Annotated in this window: 15 protein-coding genes and 1 pseudogene; 5 read left to right on the top strand and 11 right to left on the bottom strand. The window is 69.4% G+C overall.

What is annotated here, in order from left to right; genetic code table 11:
* Positions 1–37 precede the first annotated feature (37 nt).
* Genes AB0K80_RS19460 through AB0K80_RS19440 form a run of 5 tightly spaced genes read left to right on the top strand, consistent with a single transcriptional unit; the run spans position 38 to position 6,822 of the window.
* Complete coding sequence (locus tag AB0K80_RS19460) at positions 38–1,024, top strand: site-specific integrase (protein WP_365671156.1); 987 nt, start codon at positions 38–40, stop codon at positions 1,022–1,024.
* The gene (locus AB0K80_RS19455) at positions 946–1,521 is read left to right on the top strand and encodes a hypothetical protein (RefSeq protein WP_365671154.1); all 576 of its coding nucleotides are present in this window, start codon (positions 946–948) and stop codon (positions 1,519–1,521) included. Before AB0K80_RS19460 ends, AB0K80_RS19455 begins: the two co-directional genes overlap by 79 nt.
* Entirely contained in the window at positions 1,518–4,301 is a 2,784-nt protein-coding gene (locus AB0K80_RS19450; RefSeq protein WP_365671153.1) for a hypothetical protein, read from the top strand. The genes AB0K80_RS19455 and AB0K80_RS19450 overlap by 4 nt, the downstream gene beginning before the upstream one ends.
* Positions 4,301–6,415 (top strand): site-specific integrase, encoded by a 2,115-nt coding sequence (locus AB0K80_RS19445; RefSeq protein ID WP_365671151.1) that lies wholly within the window; start codon positions 4,301–4,303, stop codon positions 6,413–6,415. Before AB0K80_RS19450 ends, AB0K80_RS19445 begins: the two co-directional genes overlap by 1 nt.
* Positions 6,412–6,822, top strand: a complete 411-nt coding sequence (locus AB0K80_RS19440; RefSeq protein WP_365671149.1) for a hypothetical protein — start codon at positions 6,412–6,414, stop codon at positions 6,820–6,822. The genes AB0K80_RS19445 and AB0K80_RS19440 overlap by 4 nt, the downstream gene beginning before the upstream one ends.
* 135 nt (positions 6,823–6,957) lie before the next feature.
* On the opposite strand, the gene AB0K80_RS19435 is transcribed toward AB0K80_RS19440, so the two are convergent.
* From AB0K80_RS19435 to lepB (AB0K80_RS19385), 11 genes and pseudogenes are all read right to left on the bottom strand, one after another.
* A complete protein-coding gene (locus AB0K80_RS19435) occupies positions 6,958–8,931 on the bottom strand; it encodes a DUF3732 domain-containing protein (protein WP_365671147.1) in 1,974 nt (657 codons plus the stop codon).
* Between the two features lie 4 nt (positions 8,932–8,935).
* A complete protein-coding gene (locus AB0K80_RS19430; RefSeq protein ID WP_365671146.1) occupies positions 8,936–9,451 on the bottom strand; it encodes a three component ABC system middle component in 516 nt (171 codons plus the stop codon).
* Positions 9,452–9,454: 3 nt separating this feature from the next.
* On the bottom strand, positions 9,455–10,642 hold the full coding sequence (locus AB0K80_RS19425; RefSeq protein WP_365671145.1) for an ABC-three component system protein: 1,188 nt from the start codon (positions 10,640–10,642) through the stop codon (positions 9,455–9,457).
* A gap of 252 nt (positions 10,643–10,894) precedes the next feature.
* The gene (locus tag AB0K80_RS19420) at positions 10,895–12,091 is read right to left on the bottom strand and encodes an ATP-binding protein (protein WP_365671143.1); all 1,197 of its coding nucleotides are present in this window, start codon (positions 12,089–12,091) and stop codon (positions 10,895–10,897) included.
* A 1-nt stretch (position 12,092) separates the two neighbouring features.
* Positions 12,093–12,455: a YraN family protein gene (locus tag AB0K80_RS19415; RefSeq protein ID WP_365671140.1), complete on the bottom strand. Its 363-nt coding sequence runs from the start codon at positions 12,453–12,455 to the stop codon at positions 12,093–12,095.
* Positions 12,456–12,572: 117 nt separating this feature from the next.
* A complete protein-coding gene (locus AB0K80_RS19410) occupies positions 12,573–12,881 on the bottom strand; it encodes a DUF2469 domain-containing protein (protein ID WP_003993268.1) in 309 nt (102 codons plus the stop codon).
* A gap of 54 nt (positions 12,882–12,935) precedes the next feature.
* Entirely contained in the window at positions 12,936–13,460 is a 525-nt protein-coding gene (locus AB0K80_RS19405; protein WP_365671138.1) for an NUDIX hydrolase, read from the bottom strand.
* Positions 13,450–14,223, bottom strand: coding sequence for a signal peptidase I (lepB, locus tag AB0K80_RS19400; RefSeq protein WP_365671136.1), 774 nt, complete (start codon positions 14,221–14,223; stop codon positions 13,450–13,452). Before lepB (AB0K80_RS19400) ends, AB0K80_RS19405 begins: the two co-directional genes overlap by 11 nt.
* Before the next feature lie 44 nt (positions 14,224–14,267).
* Entirely contained in the window at positions 14,268–15,248 is a 981-nt protein-coding gene (gene lepB / locus AB0K80_RS19395; RefSeq protein ID WP_365671134.1) for a signal peptidase I, read from the bottom strand.
* Entirely contained in the window at positions 15,136–16,227 is a 1,092-nt protein-coding gene (gene lepB, locus AB0K80_RS19390; RefSeq protein ID WP_365671132.1) for a signal peptidase I, read from the bottom strand. Before lepB (AB0K80_RS19390) ends, lepB (AB0K80_RS19395) begins: the two co-directional genes overlap by 113 nt.
* A 598-nt stretch (positions 16,228–16,825) precedes the next feature.
* Positions 16,826–17,524: pseudogene (lepB, locus tag AB0K80_RS19385) on the bottom strand (signal peptidase I); the annotation flags it as partial.
* Positions 17,525–17,527 lie beyond the last annotated feature (3 nt).

Genomic DNA, 17,527 nt, shown 5'->3' with positions numbered 1-17,527 from the left:
CCGGCTCCTTCTCCACAGCAACACGACGACTGGAACCATGACCGAACTTCTCTGGCGGGTGTTCTACACCCGCCGCGACCTGCCCCGGCCGCAAACAGCGGACCCGCTGATCGACACCCTGTGGGATCTCGACGAGTGGCTGGACGACCACAAGATCCTCGACGGCACCCCCTACCTGATCAGCCCGGACGGCCGCTACGACACCCAGCTGAACGAGTACTTCACCACGGAGCTGGCCGGCTCCCCGGAGGACACCCAGCGCGCCCACGCCTCCGACCTGAAGCTGTGGCTGAACTTCCTTTGGCGCAGCCGGAACCGCACGGACTGGCGTCACGCCACGCCCCAGGACCGCGCCGCGTACAAGCAGTGGCGTACGGCGGACCCGCGCGGCCCGCACGTCGACTGGACCACCTGGGACCGGGAGGTGGCCTCGGTCAACTCCTTCTACAAGTGGGCCGTCAACCCGCGCCGGAAGTACGCGGCGGAGAATCCGATCGTGCAGCGCGAGAGCCGCGCCCGCCACGCCCATGGCCGCCGCGGCGGGGGCCAGACCCCGGCGGAGGCCTCCCACACCGGGCCGCGCAAGGAGGTCGTCTGGCTCACCCCTCGCATGTACCGCACGTGGCGGGACGTGGGCCTGCGCGGCCTGACCTGCGAGGGGCTGGCCGACCGCTCGTTCCGCGGCCGGTTCGCCGCCCGCAACGGCACCTATTGCGATCTGATGATCCGCACCGGTCTGCGGTTGTGCGAGCAGACCTCGCTGTCCGTCTTCGAGCTGCCCCACCCGGTGCCGGGCCAGCAGAACGTGCGGACCTGGCTGCCGTGGCGGATCGCGAAATGGGGCTCCGCGAGGTGGGTGTACCTGCCCGCCTCCTCGCTGAAGGCGGTGTGGGACTACGTCGAGATGGAGCGGGCCGAGCGATCGAGGACGCCCGCGACGCCGGCGTGTACGACCGCATCCGGGACCCGCTCATCATCACCGACCGCGCCAAGCCGTTCGTCATGGTCGACGGTGAGCGGCTGACCGTGGACCAGCTCGGGCATGCCGAGCGGCGACGGCTGCTGATCGACACCCCGGACGGGCTGGAGCCCGCCGCACTGTGGATCAACGAGAACGGCCTGCCCAGCAAGGGCTCGTGCTGGCAGGAAGTGTTCAAGACGGCCAACAAGCGCACCCGGCGGCTCCGCCTGGCGGTGAGGGCCCATCCGCATGCCCTGCGCCACTCCTACGCCGTCATCACCCTCGAACAGCTGTGGCGGGGCCACATCCAGGACCTCGCGGAGATGAACCCCGCTCAGCGGCGCACCCACCAGATGATCTTCGGCGATCCGCTCAACTGGGTGCGCCTTCGGCTCGGACACCGCAGCGTCACCACCACGCTCCGGTACCTGCATGCGCTGCAGGAGCTGGAGCTGGAGACCCGCCTCGCCCTGATTCCGAACGACTGGGAGCCCACCGGCGTCGACTCCGCCGAGTCGGAGCCCGGGGCCGACCACGACCTGGAGGTTTTCTCCCGATGACCGACACCATGGCCACCGCCGAGGCCTCCGACAACTCGCTCAGCCGCCGCGTCGCCGTGGCCGACGGTGCGGTCGTGTCCTTCGCGGAAGAGCGGTCCGGGGTGATCCGCCCCTACGACCTCGCCGCGCTGCCGATGCCGCACTGGCACGACGTACTGGCCCGTGCGTTCACCGACGTGCTCAACCTCGGCGCGATCCGGACGTTCAAGAGCGCCGATGCCGCGTTCTGGCCCATCGGCCGCTTCCTGTCGTATCTGGAGTCCCTGGAGCAGATCCCTCGCACTCTGGCCGACCTGACGCCGGGGCACCTGGACGGCTACTACCTGCACGAGCTGGGCCACAGCACGCAGAAGGCAGCGCGCGCGCAGATGTGGCAGATCGGGCGGCTGCTGCGGTACGTCGAGCCCGCCACCATGCTGTCCATCGACATGCGGGCCTACCTCGCCAAGGCCCGCCAGACACCGACGATCCCCGCTCAGGCGACCCTTCCCGGCAATCCGCTGGTGGTGCAGTTCACCGACCACGACGGCGTCATGTTCGACTTCGACTTCGCCACGCTGCCGTTCCCGGCCTGGCACGCCACGCTCGTCGACGCGTTCACGGCGATGCTTCAGGCCGCCCAGGGCACCTCGCGCCGGACCGCCCAACGGCCGTTCGACGCCCTGCGTCGCTTCCTGACCGGGCTGGAAGCTCTCCCCCAGCCGCCGGCTTCGCTCGGCGAGCTGACGGTGGAGCACCTGGAGGACTTCCACCAGCGGGTGCGGGCCGAACTCGCTCCCGGCGCCCAGCCGATCCATTTCACCAGCCTGCGGCGGCTGCTGATGCACATCTCGCCCTACGAGCAGCTGTCCACCGAGCTGCGGCACCGGCTGGAGCAGATCACCTACCAGCCCGAAGGCCCGGCAGAGGCCTCCCGGCCGGCGCGTCCGGGCACCGGACGCACCTCGGTCATGCCCGACGGCCCCTACGAAGCACCCGCACCGCCCGAGGAGGCGGCCCGGACGCTCAAGGTGCACTTCACCGGCGAGGACGGCCGCACCTTCGAGTACGACATCTCCAAGCTGCGCCACCCGCCCTTCCACCCCTACTTCGCCTCCGCGTTCGCCCACCGCACCGGCCCGACCGGCACCTTGCGCACCCGGGCCAGCGCGGATGGCGACTTCACCGCCATGCGGCAGTTCCTCGGCTTCATCGCCGCCCTGCCCAACCCGCCCAAGAGCATCGGCGAACTGTCCCCCCGCCATCTGGACCGCTTCCGGTTCGAGAAGCTGAGGACCACCACCGAGGCTGGCGTGCGCACCCAGATGGTGCTCATCCACGCCATCCTGCGGGCGATCACGCCCCGCGACGTGCTGTCGGAGGACCTGCGCGAGTACCTGGGACGCCGCAACCTGGTCAGCAAGCTCAAGACCGCCCCCGTCCCCGGCTACTCCGACCGCGAGTTCAAGGCCATCCTGACCGCCGCCCGCAGCGACGCCGTCGCCATCCGCGACCGCATCCGCGCAGGCGAGAAACTCCTGGCCACCTACCGCACCGCCCCGGACAGCCTCAGCGCGGACGACCAGGTGCTGGGCATGCATCTGGACGAGATGGACCGCACCGGCCGCGTCCCGCTTGCCCGGTCCACCGACCAGCTGTGGCAGAACGTGATGAAGGGCCGCCTCACCATGGCACGGCGCCTGTTCCTCACCGACCCCGACATCACCCCGCTCCTCGTTCTCGGCGCGTGCCTGACCGGCCGCAACGGCGAGACGCTCAAGGAACTGCCTCCCACCCACCGGCTGGTGGAAGACCGGGCCGTGGCCATCACCCTGACCAAGCGCCGCCGGGGCAAGAGCGACACCCGGGAGACCGTCTACTGGGAGACCGGCACCAGCGACAGCCGCCAACTGCACACCCCCGGCGGCTTCTACCTCCTGCTGCACCAGCTCACCGACCGCGGCCGGCGCTTCTCCGGCGGCAGGCGGATCTGGAGCATCTGGGCCGGGCTCTCCGGCGCCCGCGGCTACGACTGGGACTCCAAGGACGTCAACTTCGGCCACGTGGACCCCTTCGCCTCCAGCCTGGCCCGCGTGCTCAACCTCAGCGAGTGGGGCACCCGCCACGGCCTGACCAGCGACGACGGCAAGCCGCTGAAGATCACCATCAACCGGATCAAGACCACGGTCGAGGTGCGCACCACCAAGGCCATGGGCGGCCACCTGCCCTCCGCCTCCCGCACGAACACCCTGGACGTCTCCTTCCAGCACTACCTGCAGGGCGATCCCGTCGTACGGGCCTGGGCCGAGGACATCATGACCACGGCCCTGGAACAGGCCGAGAGCACCGCCCGCCAGTTCAAGCCCCGCATCCTGGACACGGCCACCGAGCAGGCCTTGCGCGACGGCAGCCGCACCGCCGACACCCTCGGCATCACCCCCCAAGTCCTCAGCGAGGCCCTGGACGGCAAGCGCGACACCCTCGCCAACGCCTGCCTGGACATCGAGCACGGCCCGTTCGACGAAGGACGCTGCGGCGTGTCGTTCCTGACCTGCCTGCGCTGCCCGAACGCGCTGATCACCCACCAGCACCTGCCCGCCCTGCTGGCGCTGGTCGAGGAACTGGAACACGCCCGCCAGCAGATGCCCCTGGACGCGTGGGTCACCGAGCACGGCCGGACCTGGCTCGCGCTCACCCGCCTGATCCTGCCGCAGTTCACCGACGCCGAGCGCGCCCAAGCCGCCAAGTCCAAGCCCGCCGAACTCGTCCTGGACCTCCTCGACGGCCCGAAGGAAAGCTGATGACCACCGCCGTACCCGCCGCCCTCGGCGGCATCCCCGACGACGCCCTGGTGCTGGCCAACCGGCCCCTGGCGCCGCACATCGACCTCGCCGCCACCTCACGTTTCGGCGACGACAAATGGGACCTGTCCCCATGCCAGCACCAGGCACACCAAAACGCGCTGACCATCAACTTCCTCACCCTGCCCGCCCAGTTCCGGCAGGCCGCCAAGGAACTGTGCTTCGCGATGCTGCGCAACGACCTCCCCGAAGGGGAAAAGGAGATGCGTGTCAGAACAATCCGCAGCATGGTCTCCGACCTGAAGGAGTTCCTCGACTGGGCCAATGAGCGCGGCATCCGAGCCCTGCGCGAGATCACCGCGGACGACATCGACGCCTACCGCCTGCGCGTAGAGGCCCGGCGTCACACAGCGAACACGGTCGGCCGCAAGCGCCGGGCCGTCTGCAACCTGTGGTACTTCCGCCGCAAGCTGCTCTCCGACGCACTCAGCATCGACCCCGTCAGCGCCTGGCCCGAGATCAAGGGCCCTCGCCGCCGCCCCGCAGCCGGACCCGAGAACACCACCGACCGCATCCCCGAACAGGTCCTGGCCCCGCTCCTGCTGTGGGCCCTGCGCTGGGTCGAGGAGTTCGCCGACGACGTCATCCGTGCCCAGGCCGACTGGCTCGCCCTGCGAGAGCGGAAAACCGGCTACATGGGAATCGTCGACGGCACCACCCCGCACGAGCGGGTCACCGCCCTCCTGCAGGAATACAGGGCCACCCGCCGCCCCCTGCCGCGAGGCAAGCCGCGCGGCGGGTACAAGCACCAGCGGCCCCCGGTCAACGTCATCCACCTGTGCCGCCAGGCGAACGTGGACACCACCACGCTCAACCGCGAACCGTTCTGGTCGATGATCACCGAGGCGATCGACGAACTCGGCCTGGACGACTCCACCTACATGACCACCGAGATCCGCGGCCGACTCGACGGCCAGCCCTGGCTGCGCGGTATCCGCTACGACGACGTCACCCGCTTCACCAACCGCCTCCAGATCGCCTGCTACATCGTGATCGCCTACCTGTCCGGCATGCGCGAGGCAGAGATCAAGCACATGAAGCGCGGCTGCCTGTCCGTCATGCGCGACGAGGACGGCCGCCCCGTGCGGTACAAAGTCACCAGCCAGGCATTCAAGGGCGAGGACACCCCGGCCGGCACCGAGGCCACCTGGGTCGTCAGCGCCTCCGTGGCCACCGCCGTCCGCGCTCTGGAGCGGCTGCAGCCGCCCAGCCAGGACATGCTGTTCGCCCATCCTCCTGCCAGTCGCAGCGGCGAAATGGGCTCCAGCCCCAACTCCGTCATGGGCGTCAACGCCACCATCGAGGGCATGGCCAGGCTCGTGAAGTGGATCAACGAATACTGCGCCGAGCACGGACGAGACGACGCCATCCCGCAGGTCAATGGCAAGGACTGGCGCCTGGTCACCAAGCAGTTCCGCCGTACCCTGGCGTGGACGATCGCCCGGCAGCCCGGCGGCACCATCGCCGGAGCCATCCAGTACCGCCACCACTCGGTGCAAATGTTCGAGGGATACGCCGGCACCTCGGCCTCCGGATTCCGGCACGAGGTAGAGGCCGAGCAGGCCATCGCCCGCGGCGAACAGCTGGGCGACATCATCCTCAACCCCGCCCCGCAGCGACTGACCGGCCCCGCCGCCGAAGAGGCCGAAGCCCGTCTCGCCGCACTCGAAAACGAGGTCCAGTTCGCTGGGAAAGTCATCACCGACCGCAAGCGCCTGGCACGGTTCATGCAGCGGCACGACCCCCGCATCTACCCCGGCCAGTTCGTCACCTGCGTCTACAACCCCGACAAGGCCCTGTGCCGTCGACGAGACGGCGCCGACGGCCCGTCCTTGCCGGACTGCCAACCGCTCAAGTGCCGCAACGTCGCCATCACCGCCGACAACGCCCAGACGTTCCTCGCCTGGCTCCAGCGCCTCGAACGCGCGCTCGCCAACGGCTCCGTCCTCGCGCCGTACGTCCGCGACCGCATGGAACAGCGCCGCACCGAACTCACCGAGTTCCTCGCAGCCAACAACATCCCCACCAGCATGACCAAGGAGACCGTACGGTGACCCGGCCGACCCTCACCGACGACGAAGTCCAGCTCGCCATGGACCTGGTGTTCCGTGAGGCTCAGGAAGCCGGTCGGTACCCGACCATCACGGCCGTGGAGAAACGCCTGGACATCAAGCACGCCACCTTCTACCGGAACTACCCCCATCTGATCGCCACGTTCAAGGAGCGGGCTGACGCCCTGCGCAACGCCCCCTGCGAGCCAGCCTCGGACTCCGAGCAGAAGAAGACCTCGGAGGACACCATCGCCGGCCTCCGGCGCGAGGTCACTCAGCTCCGCCGCACCGTCGCCATCTACGCCGAGGCCCTTCGCCAGCTCACCCTCGATTACGAGGAAATGCGATGCCGAGTCCAGCAATCTTCACAGGTAACAGACCTCTCGGCTCACCGTAGCCGTCGGCATTAAATGTCGAGTTCAAGACCAACAGCGCGGAGGCGCCGCCCATCCGTTGGGCGGCGCCTCCGCGCAGTACAGATCAGTGGATCATCACCCAAGACCTGGCCCAGGCAGCAGAGCCGCGCCCTGCCCGAGCAATGAGTGTCACGACGACTCCCCGGAGGCCTGGGCGGCTTGGTCGATCCATTCCTGAGGGATGAGCTTCTCGCCGTGGCGCCAGTTGTGGACCACGGAGTCCTGGAACCAGTCCTCGGCAAGGTTGGCGTGGTCACAGATGATTACCTGCAGGTCAGGGGCGAGCTCGCGCACCACGTCGTAGATGAGGCGGAACAGTCGGCTCACGGCCTCGCGGTCGCTATCGCTGCGCGGTTCACCCGAGCGTTGATCGACCTCAGAGCGATACCAGGCCTGTGTAGGTTGGTCGAGCATCAAGATCCGCGGAACGGGCCTGTGCTGGCGGACGAAGTAGCGGTGCAGCGCAAGGTGGGCGACGAGGTGGTAGCCGACCCAGTTCTCGCCGCTTCCGATGCGAAAGAGCGGTGCCGGCCCTTGTTCGGTGTCAGCAACGACAGTGAGGCGGCTCAGGTCCAGGCGCACGCTGCTCCCGCCGTGCTCGAGCTGGAGCCGGTTCGCCCACGCAGTCATGTCCTGGCTGACCGCCACCAGCCGGGAGGTAACCTGCTCGCGTTCCTCCGCAGGGTCGAGTTCGGCCTCCAAAGCGCTGACTCGCCCCTGCGCGAACTCCAGCAGTTGCCTCAGCCGCTGGAGCTCCGTGTCCGAGGCCGCAGGCAGGGACGCGAGGGTGGCGTGGATGCGCCCTCGCATGAAATTGCGCGCTGCGTCTTGGGGCAGTTGGTCGGCGGCGGAAGTCGCTGCGGTGAGCTGGCGCAGGGCCGCCTCGACGCTGCGTAGCTGGCCGCGAAGGTCGTCGGTCCGTTCGTCCAGAGCCGTCAGCGCGGCGCGGCGAGCCGGGCGGGCCGCCTCAATTCCGTTCATCTGATCGCTCAGTCGGCGCAGGTGCTGGTCCAGATCGGCGACCGATGGATCGGGATTGGTCATGGTGCTGCCGCACAGCGCGCAGGTTGTGAGAGGGCTGCTGCTGTCAGGGGTTAGGCCCAGCAGGTGCAGGCTGGCCAGCCTGGCGGTCTGGGTGCGCACAGCGCCCTCGAAGCCGACCTCGGTCGATTCCTGCTGTAGCAGGATCTCCCGCTCGGCTGCGACACCGCGCAGTTGGTTGCGCAGGCTGTCGCGTGTCTGCAGCAACTGCTCCCTGCGTGTGGCGATCTCCCCGTCGGTCGCGGGGGCTGGCCCGGAATCTACGGGAGCGATTGACGCCTGCAGTTCGGCGACGGCAGCGGCACGCTCGGGCTCTTCGAGGGTTGCCACCATGCCGAGTGCGTACGCTTCCTGCCACAACGCTGACAGGGTTGCTCCGGCAAGCTGGGCAGTCTCCTGGGCTCTGCGGTAGGCAGCCTCGGCAGTTTTGAGGTCGCGTTTTGCTGCGGAGAGTTGAGCGCGCCGCAGTGCCTGGTCGCGGGGAACAGCGCCAAGGAAGTAGGGGATCGTGTCCTTCAGGGTCTGAGCCATGCCCTGCTCACCCTGCCGGTGGAAAAGGAAGTTCGGGTCGGCGATCTCGCTCTGCCGTTGCAGGCAGAGCAACGTGGCATGGCCGAGATGAGCTTCGACATTCTGGCGGGCGGACCCGGGCGGAGGTTCGTGGAGGTTCTCCTCGATACCGATCCTGCGCCCAAGCTGCTCGCGGACCGCGTTGGAGTCCACGTCGGCTTCCAGCTCCTCGAACCCGAGCGCCTCCAGGTCGGTGCCGAACCGCAGCATGGCACGCTGCGTCGAACTCCTGCCGGGTAGGGGAGCCGGGCGGGCGACGAATGCCCGGCCGCCGCCCAGGTCGAGCAGCGCCGCGTACCAGGCGACGGTCTGGGTGATCGGCCCGATGGGCATCTGGAGACTGTCGCGTCCGAGGCAGTACTCCAGGATGTCCAGCAGGGCGCTCTTACCGGTCTTGGACTCGCCGGTGACGACGTTCATCGCCCCTGGCTCAAACTCCAGGATCCGCCGGTCGCCGGTGTTGTTGTAGAGGATGATCGCGAGCAGCTGCACCGGTTCAGGGTGCCACGCCCAGCAGCGCAAGGACAGTTGCCGGACTGTCGGTCTTCGCTAGCCACCGGCCCACGAGGTTGGCCTTGCGCAGGATCTCGTTGAGCTGAGGCGGAGGGCGCACTCCGCGCGGCCGCTTGCGCGGGACGGCGGACAGGCGGTCCCGGTCGAGGCTGAGCACGTCATGGGCCAGTCCGAAGCGAAGGCCAGCCCGGACCGGTTCCACGAGACTGACCGCGCGCTGTGGGAGCCCTGCGCGCAACACGGGGTTTCGTGACACCCAGGTTGCCAGGTGCGTGGCTGTGGATGCCGGGAGGGCTTCGCGAGTGCCCCGGTGCAGCACAAGCGGGGCGGCGACGAACGACAGCACCACAGGAACGCCTTGGCTGGTTTCCTTGGCGTGTCCCTCGGCAGTACTTGCCAGCAGTGCGGCGATCAGTGCTGGATTGAGCATTGCCGCGACGACGGAGGGTTGCTTACTCCACCCGGTCATCCGCTCTTCCCCCTGATCGTTCGCATGCACGGCTCAGGCGTGCACGTGCAGCAGCTGCTCGATGCGTTCCTCAAAATCAGGATGCCATCCGACCTTGCCGGCGTCAGCCAGTGCATGGCGGTGGCCGCGAGCGAAGAATGGGTCGTTGTAGCGGGAGCGGACGGTGATGCCCGTCTGCCCCAGCAAGGTGCGTAGCAGACTCCGGCCTGCTGCCTGTCTGGCCTTCTCGTCCGCGTCCTCAGCGAGTCCCTCCGTCATCCATTCGAACTCGCGCTCCCACTCGTCGATCAACTCGGCTTCGAAGCGTTCCAGTTCTGCAATACCGATGAGGTCCTCATCCACCCACTGCGCCGCCTGGGTGTAGGCCCGGTAGTAATCGACGATCGCTTTCTGCAGGTTACGGGGCGGGTAAGCTACCCACTCCATTTGCTGCACGAACGGACGGGTACGGTGCTGCTCACCGATCTCGTCCTCGTTGACATCCAGCAGGTGCACCAGCGTGGGCAGGTTTTCGCTGGTGAACTGATCCCGGATCTCTGCGATCGCGGCCTGGGCAGATCCCACGTCCAAGCTGGTCAGGCGGCCCTGCAGCAGAGCCAATGCTTGGCCATCCCACCACTTCCATACCATGGCCATGAAGAGTTCCTCGTGGCCGGTAGGCAGCGTCCACTGCAGAGCAGTCCGGGCCGCGGCATGCACCTCCTCGGCGCGCGGAGAACCGTCGGTCACACGGATGCGGTGTACGAACGTGCGCCGTACCGAGGGGCCGAGCTCAAGGAACTGGCGACGCGTGTCACGCGTTTCACCCGATCCCTCCTCGGCGGCGACTGCTTCCAGAAGCTTCAGAGCGGCCGTCTCATCCCGATCCTGGACCCGAAGAAAAGCCATAGCACTTCCCGGTGCCGCCGTCTGCGTGGTCACCAGGACCAGAGATGGGCCGCTGGCGTCGCCAGGCGAAGACTCATCCATCCATACCTGGATGGTCTTCCACACGTCCACCGCCCGGTCGGTCAGCCGCCGGGTCTTCCCCTTGTGGTGTTTGACCTGCAGCAACTCAGTGGGCGTCCCCGACACGTCCCAAGCGATGTCGTCGTACATCTCCAGCGTGAGGGAGGAATCCGGACGCTCGGGTCCAGCACGCAGCAACTCCACCAGCGCCCACCAGGTCTGATGCTGGTAACCAACCGCGCTGTGAGCGGCATCGTGTGATCCCTGGGCCATGTCCCTGAGTCTCCAACAGCGCGAAGCGCCAAGTCCAGACGACAAACTGGACATCAGCGGAATGTTCGATCCATTCGAAAATGATAGACGCTCAACAAGCCACTCGGTTCCACGGGCAGCAGATAGCCCGCCCCGAGGACGTCAGGGCCGACACCAGTCCGCCACCCAGCAGCAGGGCGCCGCTCCCGCCCCGCTCGCTCTCCGGCCCACTGCAAGGAATTCACAGACAGTAACCACTGCGAGCACACCGGATCAGGCAAGCTGCCGGATCCCACCGTGCACACGGATCACGCGAAGATCCTTATCCGCTCGGTTGGACATGTCCGCACCCGCATAAGCGAGCACCATCAGGAACTTGGCCGGAAAACGCACCACACCGGCGCTGCGCGCGATCACCACGTGCCCGGCCTCCAGCGGCTGGCGCAGGGCGTCCAGTGCCTGGCTGTTGAACTCGGGCGTCTCGTCCAGGAAGAGCACCCCCCGGTGGGACAGCGACACGGCGCCGGGCCGCGCGATGCCCGGACCGCCGCCGACCAGGGCCTGCATGGTGGCCGAGTGGTGCGGGGCACAGTAGGGGGCCACGTCGATCAGGGGCTTGCCGGGCGGCAGCAGTCCCGCCACCGAGTGCACGGCCGTGACCTCGAGGGACTCCTGCCGGGTGAGGCGCGGCAGGATGGTCGGCAGCCGCTCCGCGAGCATGGTCTTGCCCGCCCCGGGCGGCCCCTCCAGGAACAGGTGATGCCCGCCCGCCGCGGCGACCTCCACCGCCGTGCGCGCCGAGATCTGGCCCACCACGTCCGCGAGGTCGTGCCCGTGGTCGTGCTGGGCCGCGCCGATGCTGTGCATGCCGGTGGCCGCGCCCGTGCCGGGTACCCGCAGGCCGGCCAGGAGCGGGTCCGGACGTCCCTGCTCGTCCGGCTCCTCGTCGGGCACGGGCTCGTCGGCGAGGACCGCGATGAGCTGGCGCAGGCTGCGCACGCCCAGTACGGACACCCCGGGCACCAGGGAGGCCTCGGCGGCGGCGCACTCCGGCACCACGACCTGCTCGTAGCCCGCGTCCGCCGCCGCGAGCACCGCCGGCAGGACTCCTCGCACGGGCCGTACCCGTCCGTCCAGGCCGAGCTCCCCGATCATCACGATGTCGGCGAGCACCCGGGGGTCGATGCGCTCGGCCGCGCCGAGGACCGCCGCGGCGACGGCGAGGTCGAAGCCGCTGCCGCTCTTGGGGACGGAGGCCGGGCTCAGGCCCACGGTGAGTTTCTTCTGGGGCCAGGCGGCCCCGGAGTTCACCACGGCGGCGCGTACCCGGTCGCGGCTCTCCGTCAGGCTCTTGTCGGGCAGGCCGACCAGCGTGAACGCGGCGACCCCGGGTTCCAGGTCGGCCTGGACCTCTACTACCACTCCCTCGACGCCTACGAGCGCCACCGAACACGTACGGGCGAACGCCATCTCAGGCCACCCCCCGTGCGTGCTCGACCTGCGGCGCGCCGCGGGCCGGCAGGAGGACCCCGACGAGGTCGATGCGTACTCCGCCGGGCGGGGCTCCTCCGTGGGTCTGGATCCAGCGCTCGGCGAGATCGCGCAGGCGCTCCGCCTTCTGCGGGGTCACCGCGGCCATCGGATGCTGGAAGGCTCCGGACCTGCGGGTCTTCACCTCGCAGACCACCAGGACGTCCCCGTCCCTGGCCAGGATGTCGATCTCGCCGGTCCTCCCGCAGCGCCAGTTGCGCTCCAGGACCGTCATCCCGGCCTCCGTCAGCCGCCGCGCGGCCAGCGTCTCGCCGTACCTGCCGAGGGCATTTCGTGCGTTCATGTCGGCACCACCTCCGGCGCCAACGATCACGCACCCGCCTCCCCCGAGTGGATCTTGGTGGACAACTCAGGGGCTGTGGACAACTCCCTCACCCGGGTGGGTGAAAGGGACTCCCCGTCACCCGCTCGGGAGCTCCAGATCGCTCTTGTTCAGCTCCTCGATGTTCACGTCCTTGAACGTGAGTACCCGGACCTGCTTCACGAAGCGCGCCGGCCGGTACATGTCCCACACCCAGGCGTCCGCCATGGACACCTCGAAAAACACCTCGCCCTGGACCGAGTGCACCTGCATCTCGTAGTCGTTGGTCAGGTAGAAGCGCCGCTCGGTCTCGATCACGTATTTGAACAGACCGACGACATCGCGGTACTCCCGGTAGAGCTTGAGCTCCATCTCGGTCTCGTACTTCTCGAGGTCCTCGGCGCTCATGGCATGTTCCCCTTCAGCCGTGCGTCCCACCATTGTGCGCCAGTCCCTGCGGCCCTAGACGATTTCGGTGTCCAGGGTCAGGGGCCTGGCGGGGGGACCTTCGTCGAGCAGCGTGCGCAGCAGCTCGGCGAGTCTGGTCGGATACACCGTCTCATGTGACCGGCTCAGTTCCCGGCACGTCCACCAGCGCGCTCCGGCGACACTGCGCCGCTCCAGCTCGGTCAGGGCCGTGGCCGCGGTCGCCGTGTGCTGCGTACGGGCCAGGTAGTACCACTCGTCCTGGTTCCAGCGGCGGCCCGCGAACGGGAAGGAGCATCTGCGCTGCCACAGCACCGGGCCCAGCTCGACCTGAGTGATGCCGGTCTCCTCGGCGAGTTCCCGCAGGGCGGCCTGTTCACGGGTCTCATCGCCCTCGACACCGCCGCCGGGGGTGAACCACCAGTCGTCGGCCGGATCGTCCGGCTCGTGGCCGTGCAGCAGCAGGATGCGGTCCTGCGGGTCGAGCAGCACCACCCGGGCGACCCTGCGCACCCCGTCGTCGTACGGGTCCGCTCCCGTGGGGGCGGTCTCAGCGGACACCGGCGGACTCCGCGCTCAACCGGGCCCGGGCCGCGTCCCTGCGCTTGGCGACGGGTCCGTACGCGGCCCCGCCCAGCACGAGCACGGCGCCCGCGATCACCAGCGCGACGATCGTCCGCAGCGGGCCGGGCGAGGACAGGGCGCCGAGCGGCTGGAAGCCGGTGGGCCGCTCGAGCATGCCGTTCATGGGCCACACGACGGCGTCGACCCGCGCCTCGATGGCGCCACGGGAGACGGTGCCGCTGGCGGCGTCGGTGAGGTGGGCGGTGGAGTCCACGGAGTTGCCGCGCTCGTCACCCAGCAGGAACAGGCGGCCCTCGGGGACCGTCACGGTGGGGAAGTTACTGGGCTCGGCGGCCTCGCCCTCGGGGAGATACGGTTCGTCGATCTCCTTGCCGTTGACCTTGAGCTTGCCGTCCTGGCAGCAGGAGACGGTGTCGCCGCCGACCGCGACCACCCGCTTGACCATCGGCATGTTGGCCCAGGTGGTGTCCTTGAAGACGACGACGTCACCGCGGCGTACCGCACCGCCGTCGATGCGCTGTGCCAGCACCCGGTCGCCGGCCGCGATCGTCGGGGACATCGAGCTGGTGGGCACGGTGTACGGCCGGTAGACCACCGCTCCCCAGGCGAACCCGCCGAGGAAGAGGACCAGGCCCAGCGCCACGGCCAGTCCGGACAGTCGTTGCCCGGTCCGGCTGCCCGCCGGGCCACTGCTCGCGCCGCCGCGCGGAGCCGTACGCGTCGTGCTCTCGACACCCATGGGTCCGCACCCTACCCGGCGGTACCTGCGGCCCGCGAGAGCCCTCAGCGAACCGCCGGCGTCCCGCTCCGCCTGCGGCGCCACAGCACCACCGGTACGACTCCGAGGAGAGCGACCGCGTCGGGGCCGGCGGTCAGGGCGGCGGCCTGGGCGCTGAGGCCCGGCTGGTCGAAGGTGTCCGGAACCGGCAGGGTGCTCCAGCGGTTGATCGGCCAGGCGACGACGATGGCACGGCCGACGACGTCCTTCACCGGGACCATTCCGTGGTACTTGTCCGACTGGTTGTACCGGGAGTCGCTCGAGTTCTGCCGGTGGTCGCCCATGACCCAGATGTAGCCCTTGGGCACCTTGACCTTGAACTGGCCGCCCCCGTCGTCGACGGTGCACGGGGTGTTGCCGGGGTAGACGTACGGCTCGTTGAGCGCCTTGCCGTTGACCGTGAGCGGGCCGGTGCCCTTGCACTCGACCGTGTCGCCGCCGACCCCGATGACGCGCTTGATGAGGTCCTTCTCCTCTGCGGACGGCATGAGGCCGATCCAGCTGAGGACCTTCTGCATCGCGTTCGGGTCGGGGGTGGGCTCGCCCGCCAGCCACCTGCTGGGGTCGTGGAAGACGACGACCTCGCCCCGCTCGGGCTCGGAGCCGAACCAGGGGGTGAGCTTGTCGACCAGCACCCGGTCACCCTGCTGGAGGGTGTTCTGCATCGAGTCGGAGGGGATCGAGAACGCCTGCACCAGGAAGGTCTTGATCAGCAGCGCCAGGACCAGCGCGATGCCGATCAGGATGGGCAGCTCCTTCCAGAAGGAGCGCTGCGGCTTCTTCGGCTTGGGCGTGCCGCCCGCGCCGCGGTCGTCGGTGCCCTCTGTCCTCGGTTTCTCGTCCGTCACCCTGTCGTCCTCGGCTGCCCCGGAGTCACTCCCGGGGGTCACGGCGCTGTCCGCGGCCGGGACGGCCGATTCCGCGGAGCTCCCGCGGTGTTCCTCGCCGCCGTGCCCGGACCGTGCGCCAACCGCCACATCCCCCACGCCAACTCCTTACTCTGTGCCGCCGCCTGGCCCTCACACGGCGCAGGCCCACCACTCCCATAACGAGCGGGAGTTCCGCAGGGCTCGGGAGCTGGATCATTCCGTTCGGATTCTCGGGGGCAACCCTATGCGACAGACGTGGAGCAGCGATCGACCCGGTGGTCGCGTCGGACACGGAGGCGTAGGTCCGTGGTTCCTCCAGGGTGCTCCAGTGGCCCAGCGGCCAGGCGATGACCATGGCACGGCCGACCACCTCGTCCTCGGAGACCGTGCCGCCGTAGTCGGTGTCCTGGTGGGACCGGGAGTCGGCCGAGTTGTCCCGGTGGTCGCCCATCACCCACAGCCGGCCCGGCGGGACGGTGACGTCGAACGGCTGGTTGGACGGGGCGTTGCCCGGATACAGGTAGTCCTCGTTCAGCGGAATGCCGTTGACCGTGACCCGCCCCTGCACGTCACAGCACTTGACCCGGTCGCCGCCGACACCGACGACCCGTTTGATCAGGTCCTTCTCGTTGTCGGACGGCAGCAGACCGATGAAGGTCAGCCCTTCCTTGATCTGCTTGACGACGACGGGGTCGTTCTTCTTGGTGGTGGGCTGTTCGTCCTGGAGCCAGCCGCCGGGGTCCTTGAAGACGACGACATCCCCGCGCTGCGGCTTGGAGCCGAACCACGGGGTGAGCTTGTCGACCAGGACGCGGTCGCCGATCCGGATCGTCTGCTCCATGGAGCCGGAGGGGATGACGAAGGCCTGGACGAGGAACGTCTTCAGCACGAGCGCGATGAGGACGGCGACGCCGACCAGGAGCGGTATCTCCTTGACCGCGCTGCGCCTGCGCTTGCGCTTGACCTTGCGCTGGAGCTTGCGCCGCTCGGCCCGCGTACGGCCGGAGGCCGGACCGCCGGCGCGCCGGGCCCCGGTGGGCAGCAGGTTCTCGGCGGGGCTCGCGGGCACTCCGCGCGGCTTGCCGCGGCTACCCATCGGCGCCCTCCGCGATCCCACAGGTGCCCTGCGTGACCTGACCGGTGCCCTGTACGACGGCACGCCCGGTGGTCCCCCGGCCGCCCTGCCCGATCCCTCCGGCGCCCTGCACGACGGCACGCTCCGCGGTCCCGCAGGTGCCCTGCCCGATCCCACCGCTGCCCCGCACGTCGGTACGCCCCGCGGTCCCCCGGCCGCCCTGCCCGGTCCCACCGGCGCCCCGCACGTCGGCACGCCCCGCCGCCCCCCGGGCTCCCTGCCGGACCCCACCGGCGCCCCGCACGACGGCACTCCCCGCCGCCCCCCGGGCCTCCTGCCGGATCCCACCGGCGGTCAGTGCGACGGCACTCCCCGCCCGTCCCGGGGCGCTCGGCCCGGCCCCACCGGCGGCCAGCACGACGGCACTCCCCGCCCGCCCCCGGCCGATCCGCCCGACCCCACCGGCGCCCAGCACAACGGCAGCACTCCCCGCCATCCCCCAGGCGGCCGGCCCGACCCCCCCGGCGCCCTGCGCGGCGGTCAGGACCCCGTCCGCGGTTTGCGCAGTGCCCTCCGCATTCCGAGAGGCCAGCACAGGGGACCGCCCGAGGGCGGGCCCTGCGGCGGGCACGCGCGCGTAGGCGTCCGAGCGGTGCAGGCGGGTGGCGTGGGAGAAGGGCCAGACGATCCAGTCGGCGCGGCCGATGACCCGGCGCACCGGGACCATGCCGCCGCCCGGCGAGCCGAGGTGGTCACGGGAGTCGCTGGAGGCGCTGCGGTGGTCACCGAGGACGAACAGGCGGCCCTCGGGAACGACGACGTCGAAGCGCACGGTGGACGGGCTGTCACCGGGATACAGGAAGGTCGACTCGTCGACCGACCGGCCGTTCACCTGGAGCCTCCCCTCCTTGTCACAGCAGACCACATGGTCTCCCCCCACACCGACAACGCGTTTGATGTAGTCGGCGTCCCCGAAATACCCGGTGCCGTCGAACACAATCACGTCGCCGCGCTGCGGCTGAGCACCGAAACGGTACGCCAACTTGTTTACGAGAACGCGGTCCCCGACCCTCAATCCCTGCTCCATGGATCCGCTGGGGATCTCGAACGGCCGCAGGACGAAGGTGCTCAGCAACAGCAGAAACAGCAGGCAGGCGAAGAGGGTCAGGGTGATCCGCCCACCCGGGATCTCGTCAGTGATCCGCGACACCAACGCGAAACGCGACCGTTCCCCCGGCCTCTCGGCCTCCGGGGTGTCGCCGGAGTCGGAAGGGCGGGAGGAGCGGTCGCGCTCCGTCGGCTGTGCTGCGGTGTCCATCGG

Source organism: Streptomyces sp. NPDC052682, from assembly GCF_040678435.1.
GTDB lineage: Bacteria > Actinomycetota > Actinomycetes > Streptomycetales > Streptomycetaceae > Streptomyces.
Note: the sequence above shows the minus strand (reverse complement) of the source record. Positions and strands in the feature narration are given on the sequence as shown.

Bases quoted from the DNA above. Each gene is read 5' to 3' on its own strand.
- AB0K80_RS19460 (WP_365671156.1), top strand. From the start codon at position 38: ATGACCGAACTTCTCTGGCGGGTGTTCTACACCCGCCGCGACCTGCCC.
- AB0K80_RS19450 (WP_365671153.1), top strand. From the start codon at position 1,518: ATGACCGACACCATGGCCACCGCCGAGGCCTCCGACAACTCGCTCAGC.
- AB0K80_RS19445 (WP_365671151.1), top strand. From the start codon at position 4,301: ATGACCACCGCCGTACCCGCCGCCCTCGGCGGCATCCCCGACGACGCC.
- AB0K80_RS19425 (WP_365671145.1), bottom strand. From the start codon at position 10,642: ATGGCCCAGGGATCACACGATGCCGCTCACAGCGCGGTTGGTTACCAG.
- AB0K80_RS19420 (WP_365671143.1), bottom strand. From the start codon at position 12,091: ATGGCGTTCGCCCGTACGTGTTCGGTGGCGCTCGTAGGCGTCGAGGGA.
- AB0K80_RS19415 (WP_365671140.1), bottom strand. From the start codon at position 12,455: ATGAACGCACGAAATGCCCTCGGCAGGTACGGCGAGACGCTGGCCGCG.
- AB0K80_RS19410 (WP_003993268.1), bottom strand. From the start codon at position 12,881: ATGAGCGCCGAGGACCTCGAGAAGTACGAGACCGAGATGGAGCTCAAG.
- lepB (WP_365671136.1), bottom strand. From the start codon at position 14,223: ATGGGTGTCGAGAGCACGACGCGTACGGCTCCGCGCGGCGGCGCGAGC.
- lepB (WP_365671132.1), bottom strand. From the start codon at position 16,227: ATGGGTAGCCGCGGCAAGCCGCGCGGAGTGCCCGCGAGCCCCGCCGAG.